Annotated in this window: 20 protein-coding genes; 15 read left to right on the forward strand and 5 right to left on the reverse strand. The window is 73.0% G+C overall.

Annotated features, from left to right (window positions below):
* Positions 1 to 20 precede the first annotated feature (20 nt).
* Both AB0C12_RS00280 and AB0C12_RS00285 read left to right on the forward strand, forming a co-directional pair.
* Complete coding sequence (locus AB0C12_RS00280; protein ID WP_360542493.1) at positions 21 to 176, forward strand: hypothetical protein; 156 nt, start codon at positions 21 to 23, stop codon at positions 174 to 176.
* Between the two features lie 14 nt (positions 177 to 190).
* The gene (locus AB0C12_RS00285; protein WP_360542495.1) at positions 191 to 1,051 is read left to right on the forward strand and encodes a PfkB family carbohydrate kinase; all 861 of its coding nucleotides are present in this window, start codon (positions 191 to 193) and stop codon (positions 1,049 to 1,051) included.
* Positions 1,052 to 1,055: 4 nt separating this feature from the next.
* Here AB0C12_RS00285 and AB0C12_RS00290 read toward each other — a convergent pair whose 3' ends face one another.
* A complete protein-coding gene (locus AB0C12_RS00290; RefSeq protein ID WP_360542497.1) occupies positions 1,056 to 2,459 on the reverse strand; it encodes a serine/threonine-protein kinase in 1,404 nt (467 codons plus the stop codon).
* 302 nt (positions 2,460 to 2,761) lie between these two features.
* Between AB0C12_RS00290 and AB0C12_RS00295 the strand changes: the two genes are divergently transcribed.
* The 7 genes from AB0C12_RS00295 to AB0C12_RS00325 all read left to right on the forward strand — a co-directional run bounded on the left by AB0C12_RS00295 (position 2,762) and on the right by AB0C12_RS00325 (position 8,386).
* Positions 2,762 to 4,039 carry a hypothetical protein gene (locus AB0C12_RS00295; protein WP_360542499.1) on the forward strand — a complete coding sequence of 426 codons (1,278 nt, stop codon included), beginning with the start codon at positions 2,762 to 2,764 and terminating at the stop codon, positions 4,037 to 4,039.
* Positions 4,026 to 4,655, forward strand: a complete 630-nt coding sequence (locus AB0C12_RS00300; RefSeq protein WP_360542501.1) for a class F sortase — start codon at positions 4,026 to 4,028, stop codon at positions 4,653 to 4,655. The genes AB0C12_RS00295 and AB0C12_RS00300 overlap by 14 nt, the downstream gene beginning before the upstream one ends.
* On the forward strand, positions 4,627 to 5,967 hold the full coding sequence (locus AB0C12_RS00305) for a VWA domain-containing protein (RefSeq protein WP_360542503.1): 1,341 nt from the start codon (positions 4,627 to 4,629) through the stop codon (positions 5,965 to 5,967). Before AB0C12_RS00300 ends, AB0C12_RS00305 begins: the two co-directional genes overlap by 29 nt.
* A gap of 50 nt (positions 5,968 to 6,017) precedes the next feature.
* The gene (locus tag AB0C12_RS00310; RefSeq protein WP_360542505.1) at positions 6,018 to 6,290 is read left to right on the forward strand and encodes a hypothetical protein; all 273 of its coding nucleotides are present in this window, start codon (positions 6,018 to 6,020) and stop codon (positions 6,288 to 6,290) included.
* 112 nt (positions 6,291 to 6,402) lie between these two features.
* Positions 6,403 to 6,735 carry a hypothetical protein gene (locus tag AB0C12_RS00315; protein ID WP_360542507.1) on the forward strand — a complete coding sequence of 111 codons (333 nt, stop codon included), beginning with the start codon at positions 6,403 to 6,405 and terminating at the stop codon, positions 6,733 to 6,735.
* A gap of 239 nt (positions 6,736 to 6,974) precedes the next feature.
* Complete coding sequence (locus AB0C12_RS00320) at positions 6,975 to 8,207, forward strand: glycosyltransferase (RefSeq protein ID WP_360542509.1); 1,233 nt, start codon at positions 6,975 to 6,977, stop codon at positions 8,205 to 8,207.
* Positions 8,208 to 8,224: 17 nt separating this feature from the next.
* Positions 8,225 to 8,386, forward strand: coding sequence for a hypothetical protein (locus tag AB0C12_RS00325; protein ID WP_360542511.1), 162 nt, complete (start codon positions 8,225 to 8,227; stop codon positions 8,384 to 8,386).
* An 88-nt stretch (positions 8,387 to 8,474) separates the two neighbouring features.
* Here the strand turns inward: AB0C12_RS00325 and AB0C12_RS00330 are convergent, their stop codons facing one another.
* Positions 8,475 to 8,939: a MarR family transcriptional regulator gene (locus tag AB0C12_RS00330; RefSeq protein WP_360542513.1), complete on the reverse strand. Its 465-nt coding sequence runs from the start codon at positions 8,937 to 8,939 to the stop codon at positions 8,475 to 8,477.
* 104 nt (positions 8,940 to 9,043) lie between these two features.
* Here AB0C12_RS00330 and AB0C12_RS00335 point away from each other — a divergent pair, with 104 nt between their 5' ends.
* Together AB0C12_RS00335 and AB0C12_RS00340 are read left to right on the forward strand one after the other, a co-directional pair.
* Entirely contained in the window at positions 9,044 to 9,280 is a 237-nt protein-coding gene (locus tag AB0C12_RS00335) for a hypothetical protein (RefSeq protein WP_360542515.1), read from the forward strand.
* Positions 9,281 to 9,462: 182 nt separating this feature from the next.
* Complete coding sequence (locus AB0C12_RS00340; protein WP_360542517.1) at positions 9,463 to 10,368, forward strand: alpha/beta hydrolase; 906 nt, start codon at positions 9,463 to 9,465, stop codon at positions 10,366 to 10,368.
* A 55-nt stretch (positions 10,369 to 10,423) separates the two neighbouring features.
* Here the strand turns inward: AB0C12_RS00340 and AB0C12_RS00345 are convergent, their stop codons facing one another.
* Positions 10,424 to 11,431 (reverse strand): NADP-dependent oxidoreductase, encoded by a 1,008-nt coding sequence (locus AB0C12_RS00345; RefSeq protein WP_360542519.1) that lies wholly within the window; start codon positions 11,429 to 11,431, stop codon positions 10,424 to 10,426.
* A gap of 59 nt (positions 11,432 to 11,490) precedes the next feature.
* On the opposite strand from AB0C12_RS00345, the gene AB0C12_RS00350 reads away from it, so the two are divergent.
* The 3 genes from AB0C12_RS00350 to AB0C12_RS00360 are packed head-to-tail and all read left to right on the forward strand — an operon-like array spanning position 11,491 to position 13,795.
* Positions 11,491 to 12,015 (forward strand): TetR/AcrR family transcriptional regulator, encoded by a 525-nt coding sequence (locus tag AB0C12_RS00350; RefSeq protein ID WP_360542521.1) that lies wholly within the window; start codon positions 11,491 to 11,493, stop codon positions 12,013 to 12,015.
* 27 nt (positions 12,016 to 12,042) lie between these two features.
* Positions 12,043 to 12,894, forward strand: a complete 852-nt coding sequence (locus AB0C12_RS00355) for an aminoglycoside phosphotransferase family protein (protein WP_360542523.1) — start codon at positions 12,043 to 12,045, stop codon at positions 12,892 to 12,894.
* Positions 12,895 to 12,913: 19 nt separating this feature from the next.
* Positions 12,914 to 13,795, forward strand: coding sequence for an aminoglycoside phosphotransferase family protein (locus AB0C12_RS00360; RefSeq protein ID WP_360544889.1), 882 nt, complete (start codon positions 12,914 to 12,916; stop codon positions 13,793 to 13,795).
* 42 nt (positions 13,796 to 13,837) lie between these two features.
* Here AB0C12_RS00360 and htpG read toward each other — a convergent pair whose 3' ends face one another.
* Positions 13,838 to 15,685 carry a molecular chaperone HtpG gene (htpG, locus tag AB0C12_RS00365; RefSeq protein ID WP_360542525.1) on the reverse strand — a complete coding sequence of 616 codons (1,848 nt, stop codon included), beginning with the start codon at positions 15,683 to 15,685 and terminating at the stop codon, positions 13,838 to 13,840.
* A gap of 120 nt (positions 15,686 to 15,805) precedes the next feature.
* Between htpG and AB0C12_RS00370 the strand changes: the two genes are divergently transcribed.
* On the forward strand, positions 15,806 to 17,152 hold the full coding sequence (locus AB0C12_RS00370) for a ferredoxin reductase family protein (RefSeq protein ID WP_360542527.1): 1,347 nt from the start codon (positions 15,806 to 15,808) through the stop codon (positions 17,150 to 17,152).
* A gap of 19 nt (positions 17,153 to 17,171) precedes the next feature.
* Here the strand turns inward: AB0C12_RS00370 and AB0C12_RS00375 are convergent, their stop codons facing one another.
* The gene (locus AB0C12_RS00375) at positions 17,172 to 17,603 is read right to left on the reverse strand and encodes an ASCH domain-containing protein (RefSeq protein WP_360542529.1); all 432 of its coding nucleotides are present in this window, start codon (positions 17,601 to 17,603) and stop codon (positions 17,172 to 17,174) included.
* Between the last annotated feature and the right edge of the window lie 60 nt (positions 17,604 to 17,663).

The raw sequence follows: 17,663 nt of genomic DNA on the forward strand, positions 1-17,663 counted from the left end.
CCCACGGGACGAGGTGTGCCATGAAGAAGGCCGTCGGCTGGATCGTGCTGATCCTGGTCATCTTCTACATCGGCACCAACCCGGGCCCCGCGGCGGACATCGCCCGGGGCATCGGCGACGGCATCGCCGAGGTCTTCCGCAACGTCGGCACGTTCTTCTCCGAACTGGCGAACTGAGCCCCGGGCCCGCCGTGCACATCGTCTGCGTGGGCCTGGCCACCGTGGACCTGGTGCAGCGCGTGGACCGGCTGCCCGGCGTGGACTCCAAGACCGAGGCGCTCACCGCCGAGGTGGCCGCGGGCGGGCCGGCCACCAACGCCGCGATCACCGCGGCCGCGCTGGGCGCGCAGGTCACCCTGGTCACCGCGGTCGGCGCGCATCCGCTGGGCGGGTTGATCCGGGCCGACACCGAGGCGTACGGGGTGACGCTGGTCGACGCGACGCCGCTGGCGCGTACGCCACCACCGGTCTCGGCCGTCACCGTGCTGGACGCGACCGGCGAGCGCACGATCGTCAGCCGCAACGCCGGCGCCGCCGAGGCGCCGGTGCCCCCGGGCTTCGCCGAGCTGCTGGCCGGCGCGGACATGGTGCTGGTGGACGGCCACCATCCGCAGCTGGCCCTGGGTGCCGCGCGCAGCGGTCGGCCGTTGCTGCTGGACGCGGGCAGCTGGCGTCCGGTCTTCGCCGACCTGCTGCCCCGGGCCGACGTCGTGGCGTGCTCGGCCGCGTTCCGCCCGCCGGGCGGCGCACCGGTCCGCGATGCGCTGAGGTCGGACGGTGTGCGGCGCGGCGCGATCACCCGCGGACCGCAGCCGGTGAGCTGGTGGAACGGCGACGAGCACGGCGAGCTCACCGTGCCGGCCGTCCCGGCGGTCGACACGGCCGGCGCCGGGGACGCGTTCCACGGTGCCCTCGCGGTCGCTCTCGGCCGCGGCGACGACCTGCTGCCGGCCCTGCGGTACGCGGTGGGCATCGCCGGCATCCGGGTCCGGCACACCGGGCCGCGCTCCTGGCTCCGGTTCCTGCCGGACGGACCCGTGCACCTGACCTGACCGGCTACGCGCCCGGCGCCGGTCCGAAGCTGTCCAGCACCACGGCCAGCCGCTGCAGCTCCCCGGCCCACGCCGCACCCGGCGCGTGCCACTCCACCAGGTACGTGTCTGCGTCCACGCTGAGCACCCGGCGCAACCCGTGCATCACCCCGGCGTCCGCGTCCCGGAACGTGTACTCCCAGACCGCGTCCGGTGGCTGCGCCAGCGCCTCGATCCGCACCCGCCGGTACGAGGCCAGCCGGGTGGCGCTCTCCGCGGCGATCAGCCCCGCGACGACGTTGCGCGGCGGCGGATCCCACCGGGCGATCCGCAGGCTCAGCTCGCCCCGCGCGGGCCGGAACACGAGGTCACCGGCGGCGTTGCGACTGCGGCGCCAGCCCGCCGGCACGGCCACCCGGTACTGCCCGGTCTCGGTCCACCAGCGGAAGTCCTCCGGCAGCACGAACCGGGCCCGGGCGACCGGGGAGGCGGCGATCGCGGGGTGGTCGCCGGGGCCGCCGTCCTGCCGTACGGCCGCAGCCGTTCCACCGAGCGCGGCCAGCAGCACGAGAGCCACCACGACGGCCACCCTCCGCCGCTCCCGCCGGCGCGGCAGGGCGGCCGCCGCACGCAGCCGGTCCTCCACCTCGGACGCCGTGAGCCGCTCCGCGGGCTCGCGCCGCAGCAGGCCCTGCAGCACCTCGGTCAGCGGACCGGCCCGCACGGGCGGGTCCGGAGCGCCGGTGGTCAGCGCCCGCAGCGTGTCCTCGGTGGTCTCCCCCACGAACGGGGGCCGGCCCTCCACCGCGTGGTAGAGCGTCGCACCCAGTGACCACAGGTCGGCCCGCGCGGTCGACACCTGGCTGAGCAGCCGCTCCGGCGCGACGTACTTCGGCGAGCCGAGCGTGATCCCGGCGCTGGTCAGCGCCCGGACGCCGGCCTCGGTGCCGGCCGGGCCGAAGTCGGCGAGCACGATCCGTCCGTCGTCGGCGATGAGCACGTTCGCCGGTTTCACGTCGAGGTGCAGCACCCCGGCCCGGCCGGCCGCGTTCAGGGCGTGCAGCACGGCCAGCCCGATCGTGGCGGCCCGGGCCGGCGGGAGAGGCCCCGTCTCCTGGAGGACCTCGAGCAGTGAGCGGGAGGCGACGTACTCCATGACGATCCAGGGGTCCTCGTCGTCGGACAGTACGTCGAGGATGCGGATCACGTGCGGGTGCCGGACCCGGGTCAGTGCCCGCGTCTCGCGCAGGGTCAGATCTCGGACGAGGTCGCGCTGCGCCGGGGTCAGGCCCTCGGGTGGCACGCACTTCTTGATGGCGACCGGGCGGGAGCGCCGCTCGTCGTCGGCCAGCCAGACCTCGCTCATGCCCCCGGCGGCGAGGGCCCGCAGCAGCCGGTAGCGGCCGCCCACCAGGTGTCCTTGCGCCATGCCACACCCCGGACGTTTGCGAAGGTCAGCAGCCACTTCGACGATACTGGACGGGGCCGCGGATGTCGGCCCCCCGAAGGCGGAGTTCGGACGATCCGGGGCTGTCCACACAGGCGCCCGGTCGCGCCGCTCGGAGGACCCGAAGCTCATCGATGCGCGCGTATCGTGGCTGCCGCATCACCATGGGCAACCGTCCCGGTTGTCCTTGGTCACCGGCCCGCCGGCACTGCCGGCCGCCTCCCGGTGCGGTGGCGGTCCGCGCGTGGCCCGGCCGGGCGACGAGACGCTGGGCGATGAGGCGTATGCGGGAACACCGAGCGATCCGACGACTGGTGCCGATGCTCTGCCTGGGGCTGACGGCGATCCTCTCGATGGGCCCGGCGGCCGTCGCCTCGCGTGCGCCGCTGGTGGCGCACAGCGAAGCCGCCCACGTCCATCAACCGGCCCGCGTCTCCGCCGCCGACCAGGCCATCCGGTTGCAGGGCCTGCTCGGGCAGCACTCGATCCTGGCCGCCGACCTGATGCGCAGCCGGATCCGGGGCGACGACAGCTTCGTCCAGGCCGCCGACGCCGCACTGGGCCAGAACACCGAGGCCATGACCGGCCTGATCGGACAGCTCTTCGGCGCCGCGGCGGCCACCCAGTTCGGGCCGATGTGGTCCGACCACGTCGTCGACCTGGTGGCGTACGCCGCGGGCGTCGCGGACCAGGACACCGGCGCACTGGCCCGCGCCCGCGCGCAGCTGACCGGCTCGGAGCAGGAACTCGCCGACTTCTTCGCCGGCGCGTCACACGGCCGGCTGCCCCGGGCCGCCGCCCGCGATGCGGTCCTCATGCACGTCGACCACTTGACCCGGCAAGCGGACGCGTACGCGGCGGGCGACCACGCAACTGCCGACCGGCTGTACCGGCAGAGCTTCCAGCACACGTACGACCTGGGCCTGACGCTGGCCGAGGCGCTGCTGCCGGCGGCCGACCGGGCCACGCTGCGGGAGCCGGTGTGGCGGCTGCGGTCCCAGCTCGGCAAGCTGCTGGCCGAGCACGCCGCCCTGGTCGAGGACGTGAGCCGGGCGGCGGTCACCGGCACACCCGACTTCGACGCGGCCGCGGAAAGCATCAACGGCAACACCCGCGACGTGGCGGCCGCGGTCGACACCCTGTTCGGCGCGCCGGTCGCCCGGCGGTTCCAGGCCCAGTGGGCGTCCCACGTCGAGCAGCTCGTGGCGTACGCGGGGGCCACCGCCGCCGGGCAGAACGACCGTAAGCAGCGCGTCCGCGCGGCGTTGCACAACTTCGAGCGGGGCCTGGCGGCCATCCTCGCCCCGGCCACCGGCGGCCGGATGACCCCGGCCGCCCTGACCGCGGCGCTCGTGCAGCACGACGAGATGCTGCTGCGCCACGCCGACCTGTACGCCGCCAAGGACTACCAGGGCGCTCACGAGGTGGCCGGGCAGACCTACGAGCACATGTTCGAGCTCGCCCGCCGGCTCGCTGACGGCTTCGGGGCCCAGGTCGCGGCGCGCCTGCCGCGTGGTGGACCGGAGACCGGCCAGGGCGGGCTCGCCGGTGGGCATCGCTGACATGCAGGCGTACGCCCGTACCGTGTCGCTCGCCGGTCTGGCCCTGGCCGTGATCGCCGCCCTGGCCGGCGCCCAGCCGGAGGCGACCGCGCGGCCGGCCACGGGCAGCACCACGCCGGCCGCCGCCGCGCCGGCGCGGGCGGACACCTTCCGGTCGGCCCGCACCTATCCCACAGTGGCGACACCGGTTCGGCTGCGGATCCGGGCGCTGCGCGTCGACAGCACCCTGCAGCGCCTCGGCCGGCAGGACGACGGGACGGTCGCGGTCCCGGAGCGCGCCGACGTCGCCGGCTGGTACGAGGACGGCCCCCGCCCCGGCCAGCCCGGACCCGCGGTGATCCTCGGTCACGTCGACTCCCGCACCGGCCCGGGCGTCTTCGTCGACCTGCGCAAACTGAAGCGCGGCACGGAGATCCGGGTCGACCGCGCGGACGGCAGCACCGTGACGTTCCGGGTGCGGAAGGTGGCGCAGACCGCCAAGACCCGGTTCCCCACCGACCTGGTGTACGCCCCCAGCCTCGACCCCACGTTGCGGCTGGTCACCTGCGGCGGAAGCTTCGACCGCACTCGAGGAAGCTACCGGGACAATGTCATCGTGTACGCGGACCAGGCCTGACCGCCGCCGTACCCGAGCCGCCGCCCTGCTGCTGGCGGTGGGCACGCTGCTGGCGGTGAGCCCGGCGGCAGCGGCCGCGCCGGTCCCGCTGCCCATCACCGCCGTCCTGGTCGACGGCGCGCAGACCTCGCTGGTGGTCGACCTGAGCGCGAGCACCCGGCCGGCAGCCGTCGCGGTGACCCACGACGGCCGGCCCCAGCAGGCCACGGTGGAGCCTGTCGTGGCGGACGGCCTCGCCGTCACCCTGGTCGTCGACACGTCAGCGGACGGCGCCACCGCACTCCCGGCGTGGCTGAGCGCGGCCGCCCGCTTCATCCTCGAAGCACCGGGCACGACCCGCGCGGCCGTGATCGCCGGCTCGGCGCCCGCCTCGGTCACCGCCGGCGGCGAACGCGGCCGGGCCGGGGTGATCCGGGCCCTCACGTCCCTGCGACCCCGCGGCGAACGCGACACCGCGGCGGCGCTCAGTCTGGCCGAACGGCAGTTCCCGACGGCGGAGACCGGGCGGCGGGTGGTGGTGCTCTACACGACGGCGGCCGACGCGGTCGGCGAGCGGGCCGACGTGCTGGCCGGCCGGTTCCGGGCGAGCGGCACGATTCTGGTCGTGGTGGGCACGGCCGCCGGGGGCTCGTACTGGGCGAGCGCGGCGGCGGGCACCGGAGGCTTCTTCGCGCCGGCGGGCGATCCGGTGGTGATGCCCGCGCTGGATCAGGTGACGACCACGCTCCGAGGGCGCCATCTGATCCGCTTTCCGACCCCGGCGTCGTTGCCGGCGACGGTTTCCGTCCGCGTCGACGCGGGCGACCTCGAGCTCGCCGGTGACGCGGTGGTTCCGGCGCCGGTGGCCCGCCCGCCCGCGGGAGATCGCCCGTGGACTGCGGTCGTGCCGGGCCTGGTGGCCATCGGCCTGACGGTCGCGATCGTGGCGATGCTCTGGTGGCGGCGCCGCCGATCCGGGCCGGCATCGTCGACCGCTCAGGACCGGAGATCCCACCCCGGCCCCCAGCGCGCCCGACATCCGGCAGCGCCGTCCGCGGTCACCGGCCAACCCCACTCCGGCCCACCACCGGCCCGACAACCGGCAGCGCCGTCCGCGGTCACCGGCCAACCCCACTCCGGCCCACCACCGGCCCGACAACCGGCAGCGCCCGGCCCGGACGTTACGGCGGCCGGGGAACCGACGGCCGTCCACCACCTGCCGGCACCGTCGTCCGGGGTGGTCCGGGGGCGGGCCAGGGTGCCGGGAGCTGTGGCCCGTGGCCGGGCCAAGGTGCCGCCGGGTTCCCGGGCCGAGGAGCAGGACCGGAGCTGACAGATCGCCACGGCCCTGCGCTGAGCACGGAAAACCGGCAAGATCGGGTCGTGGACCTGTTCGCGGAGTCGGGGCGGCCGGAGTCGGGGCGGCCGGAGTCGGGGCGGCCGGAGTCGGGGCGGCCGGCGAAGAAGCCGTGCGCCCGGTGCGGGCATCCCACCCGGGTGGACCGGATGATCCACGGTTTCGGCGAGGACTGCGCGCTCAAGCTCGGACTGATCGTCGCGGTTCCGCGGCTGCGTACCGATGAGCAGACCGGCACGGATCTGCTCGATCTGCTGGCCGAGGAGCCGGACGACTGCTGCGACGGCTGGGACCGCTGACCGACCCGTACGGGTGAATTGCCAGTGTTCGGATGGTCTCTGCGTTTTTGCCCCGGTGATGGCGGGGATCCCGTGATCACCGAAGTGGACGAACGCCTCAGAGGAGACCACGATGACGACCTCCCCCATCACCGGTAGCCACGCCACCACCGGGCTGCTGTCCGACGCCGACCGTGACACCCGGCACTACGCCCGTCCGGCGCACGGTGACGAGACCAAGCCGTCCTGGAAGACCACGGAGCTGTTCGTGTATCTCGCGGCGGTCGCCGGTGTCCTGCTCGCCTCGCAGCTCGTCGGCGACCGTGGTGTCAACGACGGCAGTGACTACTTCGCCGCCGACAAAGCCTGGTGGTACGTGACCCTGCTGACCATCGGTTACCTCATCAGCCGCGGTCTGGCCAAGTCCGGCACGCGCAGCCGCGACGCCGACCCGCGTACCCGGTAGGCGCCCGCAGGCCCGGACCGACCCAGAGCCGGCCCCGCCGGACCGCCGCAACTCCCCCCGACCGTGCGGCGGTCCAGCGGGGCCTTGTCGTGCCCGCCGACCGGGCATATCGGACCGTACCGGCGCATGTCGACCGGTCCACTCATCACTGCGGCCCTGAGCCCTTCAGCCGACCCGGTGGATCATGACCCCCTACGCCTGATGCGCGACAGAGCCCATCGCGCTTACGTTCTTTCTCGATGATCATCGACAGGCCTCGGGCCAGCGACTACGCCCGCCAGGGCCGTGAGCCCGGCGCTGTGCGGACCCGCGTCAGCCCGCGGCGCAACCCGGGCGAGCAGACCCGGCGCGTGCCGTTGCCGGTCCGTACGCCGCTCGTGGTCGCCATCGTTCCCGCCTACAACGAGGCCGCCTCCATCGCCGCCACCGTACGGGCCCTGCGCGAGCAGTGGGCGCCGCGCCTCGACGAGATCATCGTCGTCCCGAACAACTGCACCGACGACACCGCCCAGCGCGCCCGGGCCGCGGGCGCCACGGTGCTGGAGTTCCCCGGCGTCAACATCCACAAGAAAGCCGGCGCCCTGAACTGGGCGATCACCAGGCTGCTGCCGCGGCTGCGCGACGAGGACCAGATCCTGGTCACCGACGCCGACAGCATGCTGGACCCGGACTTCACCCAGCACGCCCGCCGGGCCCTGCTGCGCCCGCAGCTCAACGGGCACCGCCGGTCGCGCCGCCGCCGGCCCGAAGTGGGCGCGGTGTGCGCCTGCTTCCGCACCGATCCGGGACCGACGAACCTGCTGGCCCGCCTGCAACGCAACGAGTACGAACGCTTCGCCCGCCAGATCGGCCGCGGCGGCGACAACGCCCTGGTGCTGTCCGGGGTGGCCACCCTCTTCGACGTCGCCGCGGTCCGGGCCGTGATCGCCGCCCGCGGTCAGGACCTGCCCGGCCATCCCGGCGAGTTCTACCACCGCGACACCGCCACCGAGGACATCGAGCTGACCTTCGCCTTCCGGGCGCTGGGCTACCGGCCGATGGCGCCCGCCTCCGCCCGGGCGGTCACCGACATCATGCCGACCTGGAAGGCGCTGAGGGACCAGCGGCTGCGCTGGCAACGCGGCATGCTCGACAGCCTGCGCATCTACGGCCTCACCCGGGCGACCGCCGCGGACCTGGGCCGGCAACTGGCCATCTACGCGGGCTCCCTGATGGCGCCCGCCTACCTGCTGTTCCTGCTGGTGACGATGCTGGGCTACGGCGCGGTGCCGTTCTCCTGGAAGTGGGCGCCGCTCACCCTCGTGTTCGTCGCGGAACGGGTGTGGACAGTACGCCGCAACCGCCCGTCGGACCTGCTGCTCGCGGCGGTCCTGCTGCCCGAATGGGCCTACGAGCAGTGGCGGTCGGGGGTGTACTGGCTGGCGGTCTGGAAGACCTTGCGCGGCTCCCGCCGCGAATGGATCAACGTCTGATTCCTGGGGAGGACATCATGTACGGACAAGTTGCCGGAGGCAGCGCCACGGTCGGGGGCGGGGCGCTCGCTCTGACCGGCTTCGACACGGCTTGGACGCTGGTCGCGGGCGTCACGCTGATGGTGGCGGGCCTGGCGGTCATGCGCCTGGTCCCGAAGCGGCGCCGGGTACGCGGCTGACCGTCGCCGAGTCGTCCGCGGCCCCTGCTTCCGCCCGGGACAGGGGCCACGGCCATGCCTGGGCCGCGGACGGCGGCCCACGGCCGATTCAGGACGAGCCGGGCTCGATCGGGCGGGCGGCGGCGATCACCCGGGTGAGGGCCGCGTGCAGGCTCCGCAGTTCCTCGATCGGCATGCCGAGACGCTGCACCACAGCCGGCGGGATCTGCTCGGCCTGGCTGCGCAGCGCCTGCCCGGCCGGAGTGAGCGTCACCGCCAGGCTGCGCTCGTCGGCCGGGTCCCGCTCGCGGCGCAGGTAGCCGATCGCCTCCAGCCGCTTGAGCAGCGGAGACAGTGTGCCCGGGTCGAGCTGCAGCAGCCCGCTGAGCTCGCGCACCGACAGCGGGGCGTGCTGCCACAACGCCAGCATCACCAGGTATTGCGGGTGGGTCAGGCCCATCGGCTCCAGCAACGGCCGGTACACGGCCACCACGCCGCGGGCGGCGACGGACAGCGCGAAGCAGACCTGCTGTTCCAGGGCCAGCGGGTCCTCGGTGTCGACCGGGTCACTCATGCGCGTTCTCCTCAGCTCCATGGTTAGACTACCAATAGTTGGTGTACAAACCGTTGGTGCGGCAATGATCTATCGGGGCCACGAGGCCAAGGAGGGGCGAGGGCATGCCGAAGGATGCGAACGACCGGAGCGGCAACCGGCTCGTGCGGTGGTTCCACGAGACGTTCGACAACTGGTTCTTCCGGTCCATGATCGGGCCCGCGCAGACCCGCAACGCCGTGCACGGCGCCGAGGCGTACGCCCGCGAGCAGTGGAAGCTCGACCTCGAGGCCCGCAAGCGCTACACCCGTGAGCAGCGCGAGCGCAGGCGCCAGGCCCGCGAGGCGGAGCGCAGCCGCTGAGCCGTCAAGGGTTCGTCATATCGGCGAAACATGATGACAGTGGGATTACCGGCGAGTAACCAATGGGGCACAGCATTGATGTGCCTCGATGGCGAGGCCGCCGGAACGTCCGTCCCCCCGGGCCAACCCCGCGGTGCCGGACGACGTCGGTGAGTTCCTCCCCACCCTAGGGAGCTCCGGACATGCGAAATCCCGCCAAGCACCTGCTCGCCGCCGCCACCCTGACCGCCGCCCTCGTCACCGCCCCAGCCGGGCCGGCCCTCGCGGCCGACACGGCACGCCCGCTCAGCGCCGGGGCCGCCCTCGCGGCCAACCCGTACGAGCGGGGACCCGCCCCCACCGTGGCCGGCATCGAGGCCACCCGCGGCTCGTTCGCCATCGCCCAGACCACCGTGGCCCGCTCCAGCGTCTCCGGCTTCGGCGGCGGGACCATCTACTACCCGACCAGCACCACCGCCGGCACCTTCGGCGCGGTCGCGGTCTCGCCCGGCTTCACCGCCTCGCAGTCCAGCGTCGCCTGGTACGGCCCCCGCCTCGCCTCGCAGGGCTTCGTGGTCATCACCATCGACACGCTCAGCGTCTACGACCAGCCGGCCAGCCGCGGCACCCAACTGCTGGCCGCGCTCGACTATCTGACCCGCACCAGCTCCGTGCGCACCCGGATCGACGCGGGCCGGCTCGGGGTCATGGGCCACTCGATGGGTGGCGGCGGCAGCCTCTCCGCCTCGCGGACCCGTCCGCAACTGCAGGCGTCCATTCCGCTGACGCCGTACCACTCCACCAAGAACTGGTCGTCGGACACCGTGCCGACCCTGATCATCGGGGCCGAGAACGACACGGTGGCACCGGTGGCGTCGCACGCGGAGCCGTTCTACACCAGCTTGCCGAGCAGCTCGGACAAGGCGTACCTGGAGCTGAACAACGCCTCGCACTCGGCGCCGACCTCGGCCAACGTGACCATTGCGAAGTACAGCATCTCGTGGCTCAAGCGGTTCATCGACAACGACACCCGCTACGAGCAGTTCCTCTGCCCGGCGCCGAGCGGCTCGGCGATCCAGGAATACCGCGACACCTGCCCGCACTCCTGACCGCACGGCAACGGCTCGCCACCGGAGCACCGGTGGCGAGCCGTCCTGTCACGGATCAGGCGATCCTGACCAGGACCTTGCCCAGACCCTCGCCGCGCAGCATGGCCAGGAAGGCCTCCGGGGCCTGGTCCAGCCCCTCGTAGACGGTCTCGCGGTGCCGGATGCGGCCGTCGGCGACCAGCGGCGCCATCTCCTCGATGAACGCGCCCCGCAGGTCACCGTGGTCGCGGACCAGCATGCCGCGGATGGTGAGCCGCTTGCCGATGAGCATGGCCAGGTTGCGCGGCGCCGGGGTCGGCTCGGTGGCGTTGTAGACGCTGATCATGCCGCAGACGGTGATCCGGCCGTGCACGTTCAGCGCCGAGATGGCGGCCTCGAGGTGGTCGCCGCCGACGTTGTCGAAGTACACGTCGATGCCGTCGGGCGCGGCCCGCTTGAGCTGCTCGCGGATCGGCCCGTCGTGGTAGTCGAACGCGTCGTCGAAGCCCAGCTCGTCCTTGAGGAAGGCGACCTTGGCCGCCGAACCGGCGCTGCCGATGACCCTGGCGGCGCCCCGGTGCCGGGCCAGCTGCCCGACGACCTGGCCGACCGCGCCGGCGGCGCTGGAGACGAAGACGACGTCGCCCGGCTTGAACTCGGCGGTGCGCAGCAGACCCGCGTACGCGGTCAGCCCGGTCATGCCCAGCACCCCGAGGTACGCACCCAGCGGCGCCCGCGACGGGTCGACCTTCGCGGCGGAGCGGGCGTCCACCAGGGCGTACTCGCGCCAGCCGAGCCCGTGCAGCACCGTGTCACCGGGCTTGAACCCGTCGACCGCCGAGGCGACGACCTCGCCGAGCGCCCCGCCCTCCAGCGCCTCGCCGACCGTGAAGGGCGCCACGTACGACTTGCGGTCGTCCATCCGGCCGCGCATGTACGGGTCGACGCTCATCAGCAGGTTACGCACCAGCAGCTGACCGGGCGCCGGATCGGCCACCTCGACGCGGGTGACCTCGAAGGTCTCGGCGGTGGGCCAGCCGTGCGGGCGGGCCGCCAGGCGTACCTCGGTGGAGTGGACGGACACTGGCCCTCCCGGAGATCGCGAATGTATACACTGCGCACATTAGGAAGGCGGTGTGTGCAGTGTCAACTTCGCGTCCCTATCATCACGGCGATCTGCGGGCCGCCCTGCTCGACGCCGCGCTGGAGCTGCTGGAGGAGGACGAGACGTTCTCGCTGCGCGCGGTGGCGCGGCGGGCGGGTGTCTCGCCGAACGCCCCGTACCGGCACTACGCGGACAAGGAGGCGCTGCTCGCCGCGCTGGCGACGTACGGCTTCGCCCAGCTCGCGGACCGCCTCGAAGCCGCCGCCGAACTGACCGACATGGCCGAGCAGTACGTGGCGTTCGCCCTCGCCCACCCCGGCCTGTTCCGGCTGATGTACGGCCGGCCCACCGCCAACGCCGCCTCCGCGCGCACCGCGGAGATCCTGGCGAGCCGGCTCGCCGCCCCGGCGCTGCAGATCGGCGCCTGGGCGATGGTGCACGGGCTGGCGGTCCTGCTCCTCGACGGCAAGCTGACCTGCCCCGACCCGGCCCAGCTGGTGCGGACGACGGTGGCGGCCGCTCTGACTCCCGCGGCCCCGGCCGGAAAACGGCTCGACAGCTGATCGCCCGGTGCGGTGTGCTGACCCGCGATGATCGACGACGAACTGGCCCGACGCCTGGTGCGAGCGCAATTTCCCCAGTGGTCCGCACTGCCGCTGCGGCTGGTCGACCCGGCCGGCTCCGACCACGTGATCTACCGGCTGGGTGACGAGCTGGCCGTCCGGTTGCCGCGGCACAGCGACGCGGCCGGGCAGGTCGGCAAGGAGCTGCGCTGGCTGCCCCGGCTGGCCCCGCACCTGCCCCTGCGGACCCCGTCACCGGTGGCCGTGGGCCGGGCGGCGTTCGGCTACCCGTGGCCCTGGGCGGTCTCGCGCTGGCTGGACGGGCAGGTCGCCACCGTGGCCATGCTCGGCGACTCGGTGGAGACGGCCGTCGAGCTCGCCACTTTCCTGACCGCTCTGCAGGGCGTACCGGCCGTCGGTGGCCACGCCGAGCTGGCGGGCCGGCCGCTGGCCGACCGCGATGCCGGGACGCGCGGTGCGATAGCCGAGGTCGCGGGGGTGTTCGACGCCGAGGCGATGACGGCGGTGTGGGACGCGGCGCTGCGGGCCCCCGCCTGGGACCGGCCGCCGGTCTGGTTCCACGGCGACTTCCACACCGGGAACCTGCTCACCACCGGGGGCCGGCTCAGCGCGGTGATCGACTTCGGCGGGCTCGGCGTCGGGGATCCGGCCTGCGACCTCACCATCGCGTTCACCCTGTTGTCGGTGACCGGCCGGGCGGCGTTCCGGGAGGCGCTGACCGTGGACGACGCCACGTGGGCGCGGGGCCGCGGCTGGGCCCTGGCGGCCGGGGTGAACGCGTACACGTCGTACGCGGCGGTCAACCCCCGGATCGCCGCCGACACCACCCGCCAGATCACCGCCGCGATCAGCGGCTAGCCGGGAGCGGCTCGTGAGAATGCACGCGGATCAGGTCGACGTCGGTCCCGCCGACGTCGCCGGGCTCGTCGCCGCCCAGTTCCCGCAGTGGCGTGACCGGCCGGTGCGGCCGGTCACCTCGCACGGAACGGTCAACGCCCTGTTCCGCCTCGGCGGAGACCTGGTCGCCCGTTTCCCGTTGCGCCCGAGCGGCGCGCCCGGCCGGCGCGACGAACTGGCCCATGAGCAGGAGCAGGCCCGCCGGCTGGCCGCGCACCTGCCCCTTGCGGTGCCCGAACCGCTCGCCCTGGGCGCGCCGGGGCCGGGCTACAACGGCTGGTGGACGGTGTACCGGTGGATCCCCGGCGAGACCGCGAGTCACCACACCATCGGTGACCCCGCCGCCTTCGCCCGGGACCTGGCCGGCTTCGTCACCGCGCTGCACGCCGTGGACACCGGCGGCGGCACGTGGAACGGCCGCACCCGGGGCGGCCCGCTGGCCGGCCGGGACGATGACGTGCAGCGGGCGCTGGCCCGGAGCACCGGTCTCGTCGACACCGTCCGGCTGGCCGGGATCTGGGCGCGGTGCCGCGACGCCGAACCCGCCGCGACCGACGTCTGGCTGCACGCCGACCTCATGCCGGGCAACCTGCTGGTGCGCGACGGCCGCCTGGCGGCGGTCATCGACCTGGAAACGGTCTGCGTCGGCGACCCGGCCGTCGACCTGATGCCGGCGTGGAACCTGCTGCCCGCCGGCGCCCGCGACGCCTACCGGCAGGGACTGGGCGTCGATGACGACACCTGGGCGCGCGGGGCCGGCTGGGCGATCGTGCAGGCGATCGTCGCCCTGCCGTACTACGTCGACACCAACCCCGTGATGGCCGCGACGGCCCGCGAGACCCTGACCGCGATCCTCGACTGATCGCCCGCCTGCGGCAGCGCAGGCGGGCGAGCGCCGAGGCGGTCAGACGGTACGGGCCAGCCGGTCGGCCAGCAGCTTGGCGAAACGCGCCGGGTCGGCCAGGTCGCCGCCCTCGGCCAGCAGCGCCGTGCCGTACAGCAGCTCGGCGGTCTCCGGCAGGTTCGGGTCGTCGGCGCGCTGCTCGTGGGCCGCACGCAGGCCACTGACCAGTGGGTGATCCGGGTTCAGCTCGAGGATCCGCTTCACCGGCGGCACCTGCTGGCCCATCGCCCGGTACATCTTCTCCAGCGTCGGGGTGATGTCGTCGGCGTCGCTGACCAGGCAGGCCGGGGAGGTGGTCAGCCGGGTGGAGAGCCGCACCTCCTTGACCTCGTCGGTCAGCTTCTCACCGAGCCAGGTCAGCAGCGGCGCGAACTCGCCGGACTTCTCCTGCGAGGCCGGCTCCGACGCCAGGTCCACCGAGCCGCGGGCGATGGACTGGAGCTTCTTGCCGTCGTACTCGGGGACGGCGTCGACCCAGATCTCGTCCACCGGGTCGGTGAGCAGCAGGACCTCGTACCCCTTGGCCGTGAAGGCCTCCATGTGCGGCGAGTTCTCCACCTGCGCGCGGGTCTCGCCGGTCATGAAGTAGATCTCGTCCTGGCCCTCGGGCATCCGCTCGACGTAGGCCGCCAGGGTGGTCGGCTCGCTGCCGGCGGTGGAGGCGAACGACGCGACGTCGAGGATGGCCTTCTGGTCGTCGGGGTCGCCGAGCAGGCCCTCCTTGATCGCGCGGCCGAACTCGCGCCACAGGGTCGCGTACTTCTCCGGCTCCTTGGTCTGCAGGTCCTTGATGGTGCTGAGGACCTTCTTGGACAGCCGGCGGCGGATCAGCTGGATGTGCCGGTCCTGCTGCAGGATCTCGCGGGAGATGTTCAGCGACAGGTCGGCCGCGTCCACCACGCCCTTGACGAAGCGCAGGTAGTCGGGCATCAGCTCACGGCTGTCGTCCATGATGAAGACGCGCTTGACGTAGAGCTGGATGCCACGGCGGCCGTCGCGCTGGAAGAGGTCGTGCGGGGCCCGCGACGGGATGAAGAGCAGGGCCTCGTACTCGAAGGTGCCCTCGGCCTTCATCTGGATGGTCTCGAGCGGGTCGGTCCAGTCGTGGCTGATGTGCCGGTAGAACTCGGTGTACTCCTCGTCCTTGACCTCCGAGCGCGGACGCGCCCACAGGGCCTTCATCGAGTTGAGCGTGGCCGGCTCCCCCTCGCCGGAAGCCATCCGGATCGGGAACGCGATGAAGTCGGAGTACCGCTTGACGATCTCCTTGATCTTCCATTCGTCGGTGTAGTCGTAGAGTGCGTCCTCCTCGTCCTTGGGACGCAGGTGGACGGTCACCGCGGTGCCCTGCGGGGCGTCGGCCACGGACTCGATCGTGTAGGTGCCCTCGCCGGCCGACTCCCAGCGCGTACCCTCGCTCTCGCCCGCCCTGCGGGTCACCAGGGTGACCTTGTCGGCGACCATGAACGTGGAGTAGAAACCCACGCCGAACTGGCCGATCAGCTCGGCCGACTCCTTGGCGTCCTTGAGCCGGCTGAGCATCTCGGCGGTGCCGGACTTGGCGATGGTGCCGATCAGGGCGACGACCTCGTCCCGCGACATGCCGATCCCGTTGTCCCGCACGGTCAGCGTGCGCGCCTCGGCGTCCACCTCCAGCGCGATGTGCAGGTCGGCCGTGTCGGCTTCCAGATCGCTGGTCAGCACCGCGAGCCGCAGCTTGTCCAGCGCGTCGGAGGCGTTGGAGATCAGCTCCCGCAGGAAGATGTCCTTGTTCGAGTAGATCGAATGGACCATGAGCTGCAGCAACTGCCGCGCCTCGGCCTGGAATTCCAGCGTCTCCGAACTCATAACACCCTCCGTGCCGGTTTGTCGTTCCGCAGCGATCGTATGACCTGACAGTGACCGGCCTTCCCCCGGATCGCCCCGCCGTGCTGAACTGACGGCCTTCCGTCCGGACTGGGAGTCACCATGACCGCTGCGCACCCCGCCGCCGCCCCCGCCGGGTTGTCCCCCGCGCTGACCGGGCGCGTGGTCCTGTGGTCGGTCGTCGCGCTCAACGTGCTCATCGTCGAGACGGTGTTCCTGACCGCCGACCCGGCCAAGAACGCGGTCCTCGGCTTCGGCAAGTGGCTGGGACTGCACCTGGCACTGGTGATGATCCTGCAACTGGTGCTGGTGGCCCGGATCGGCTGGCTGGACCGGCGGATCGGCATGGACCGGCTCACCTCGTGGCACCGGTGGACCGGCTTCACGTTGTTCTGGCTGGTCCTGCTGCACCCGACTTTCGTCCTGCTGGGCTACGCCGGCGAATACAACAGCACGCCCCTGAAAGAGTTCAAGACCCTGAGCGGCCAACTGCCGGTCCTGCTGGGCATGCTGGCCGCCGGCATCGTGCTGGTCGCGGCGGGCCTGTCGGTACGCGTGGCCCGCCGCCGCCTGTCGTACGAAGCCTGGCACACGGTGCACCTGCTGCTGTACGTGGCCATCGTCTTCGCCCTGATCCACCAACTGACCGAGGTCTCGACGTTCACCTCGTCACCGCTCGCCGAGGCGTACTGGTGGGCGTTGTGGGTCTTCGCCCTGGGTTCCCTGGTCGTGGGCCGGATCGTGCTGCCCCTGGTCCGCAACGCCCGCCACCAGTTCCGGGTCGCGGCCGTGGTCCCCGAGGCCGACAACGTCGTCTCCGTCTACGTGACCGGCAAGCACCTCGACAAGCTGCCGGCCCGCGCGGGCCAGTTCATGATCTGGCGGTTCCTCGGCCACGGCCGCTGGTGGGAGGCCAACCCGTTCTCCCTGTCGGCCGCCCCGGACGGCCGCACACTACGCCTGACGGCCAAGGCGGTGGGTACGGCGAGCGCGCGTCTGCGGACGGTCCCGGTCGGCACCCGGGTCTTCGCCGAGGGCCCGTACGGCGCCTTCACCGCCCTCAGCCGCACGAAACCGGCCACCCTGCTGATCGCCGGCGGTGTCGGCATCACGCCCATCCGGGCTCTGCTGGAGGAGGCGACCGGCCCGACGACGGTGCTGTACCGGGCGGCCACGACCGAGCAGGCGGTCCTGCTCGGCGAACTGCGGAATCTGGCCACGTCGCGGGGTGCCCAGCTGCACGTCCTGACCGGCCGCACCGGTGCGGGCACCCCACCGAACACCCCGTTCGCCCCGGAGAACCTGCTGGCGCTGGTCCCGGACATCACCGACCGGGACGTCTACGTGTGCGGCCCGGCGGCGATGACCGACGCGGTGCTGCGCAGCCTGCGCGCCCTGAAGGTGCCGGCGGCCCAGGTGCACTCGGAACGCTTCAGCCTGGCGAGCTGACGCGGCGGACGCCTGCTGCTCAGGCGGGCGGGGGCGGGAGGATCTCGACCAGGCGGAAGCGCTTGGCGACCATCAGGGTGTCGTCGTCCACGGTGAAGGCCGGGTCGTCCAGGTCCGCCCGGGCCTCGGCGCTGTGCCAGAAGTTCTCGTGGTCCGCGCGCCAGGCGGCCACCGACTCGAAGCCCTCGCCCTCGTCGATCGCGTGCCGCAGGTCGACGTCGCGCAGCCGTACGACCCGGACCTCGGTCGTCTCGATGACCGCGACCGGCCGGTCCTGCGAGTCCATCACCACCGACCGCTCGCCGACCTGCGGCAACGGCTCGTTGTGGTGCTCGTAGTCGGCGACCAGGCTGGAGGTGGAGGTCTTGGCGCCGGTCAGGATCGCGCCGACGAGCTGGTCGCGCAGCGGGCCGGGGAAAGCGAAGTATGCCGGTCGGGCGTCGAGATCCATGCCGGCAGCCTACGGATCCCGCGACGGCCGCGCGGCACCGCGCGCGCCGGGTCGTCGGCG

It is taken from the genome of Actinoplanes sp. NPDC048967, assembly GCF_040649415.1.
In the GTDB taxonomy this organism is placed as follows: Bacteria; Actinomycetota; Actinomycetes; order Mycobacteriales; family Micromonosporaceae; genus Actinoplanes.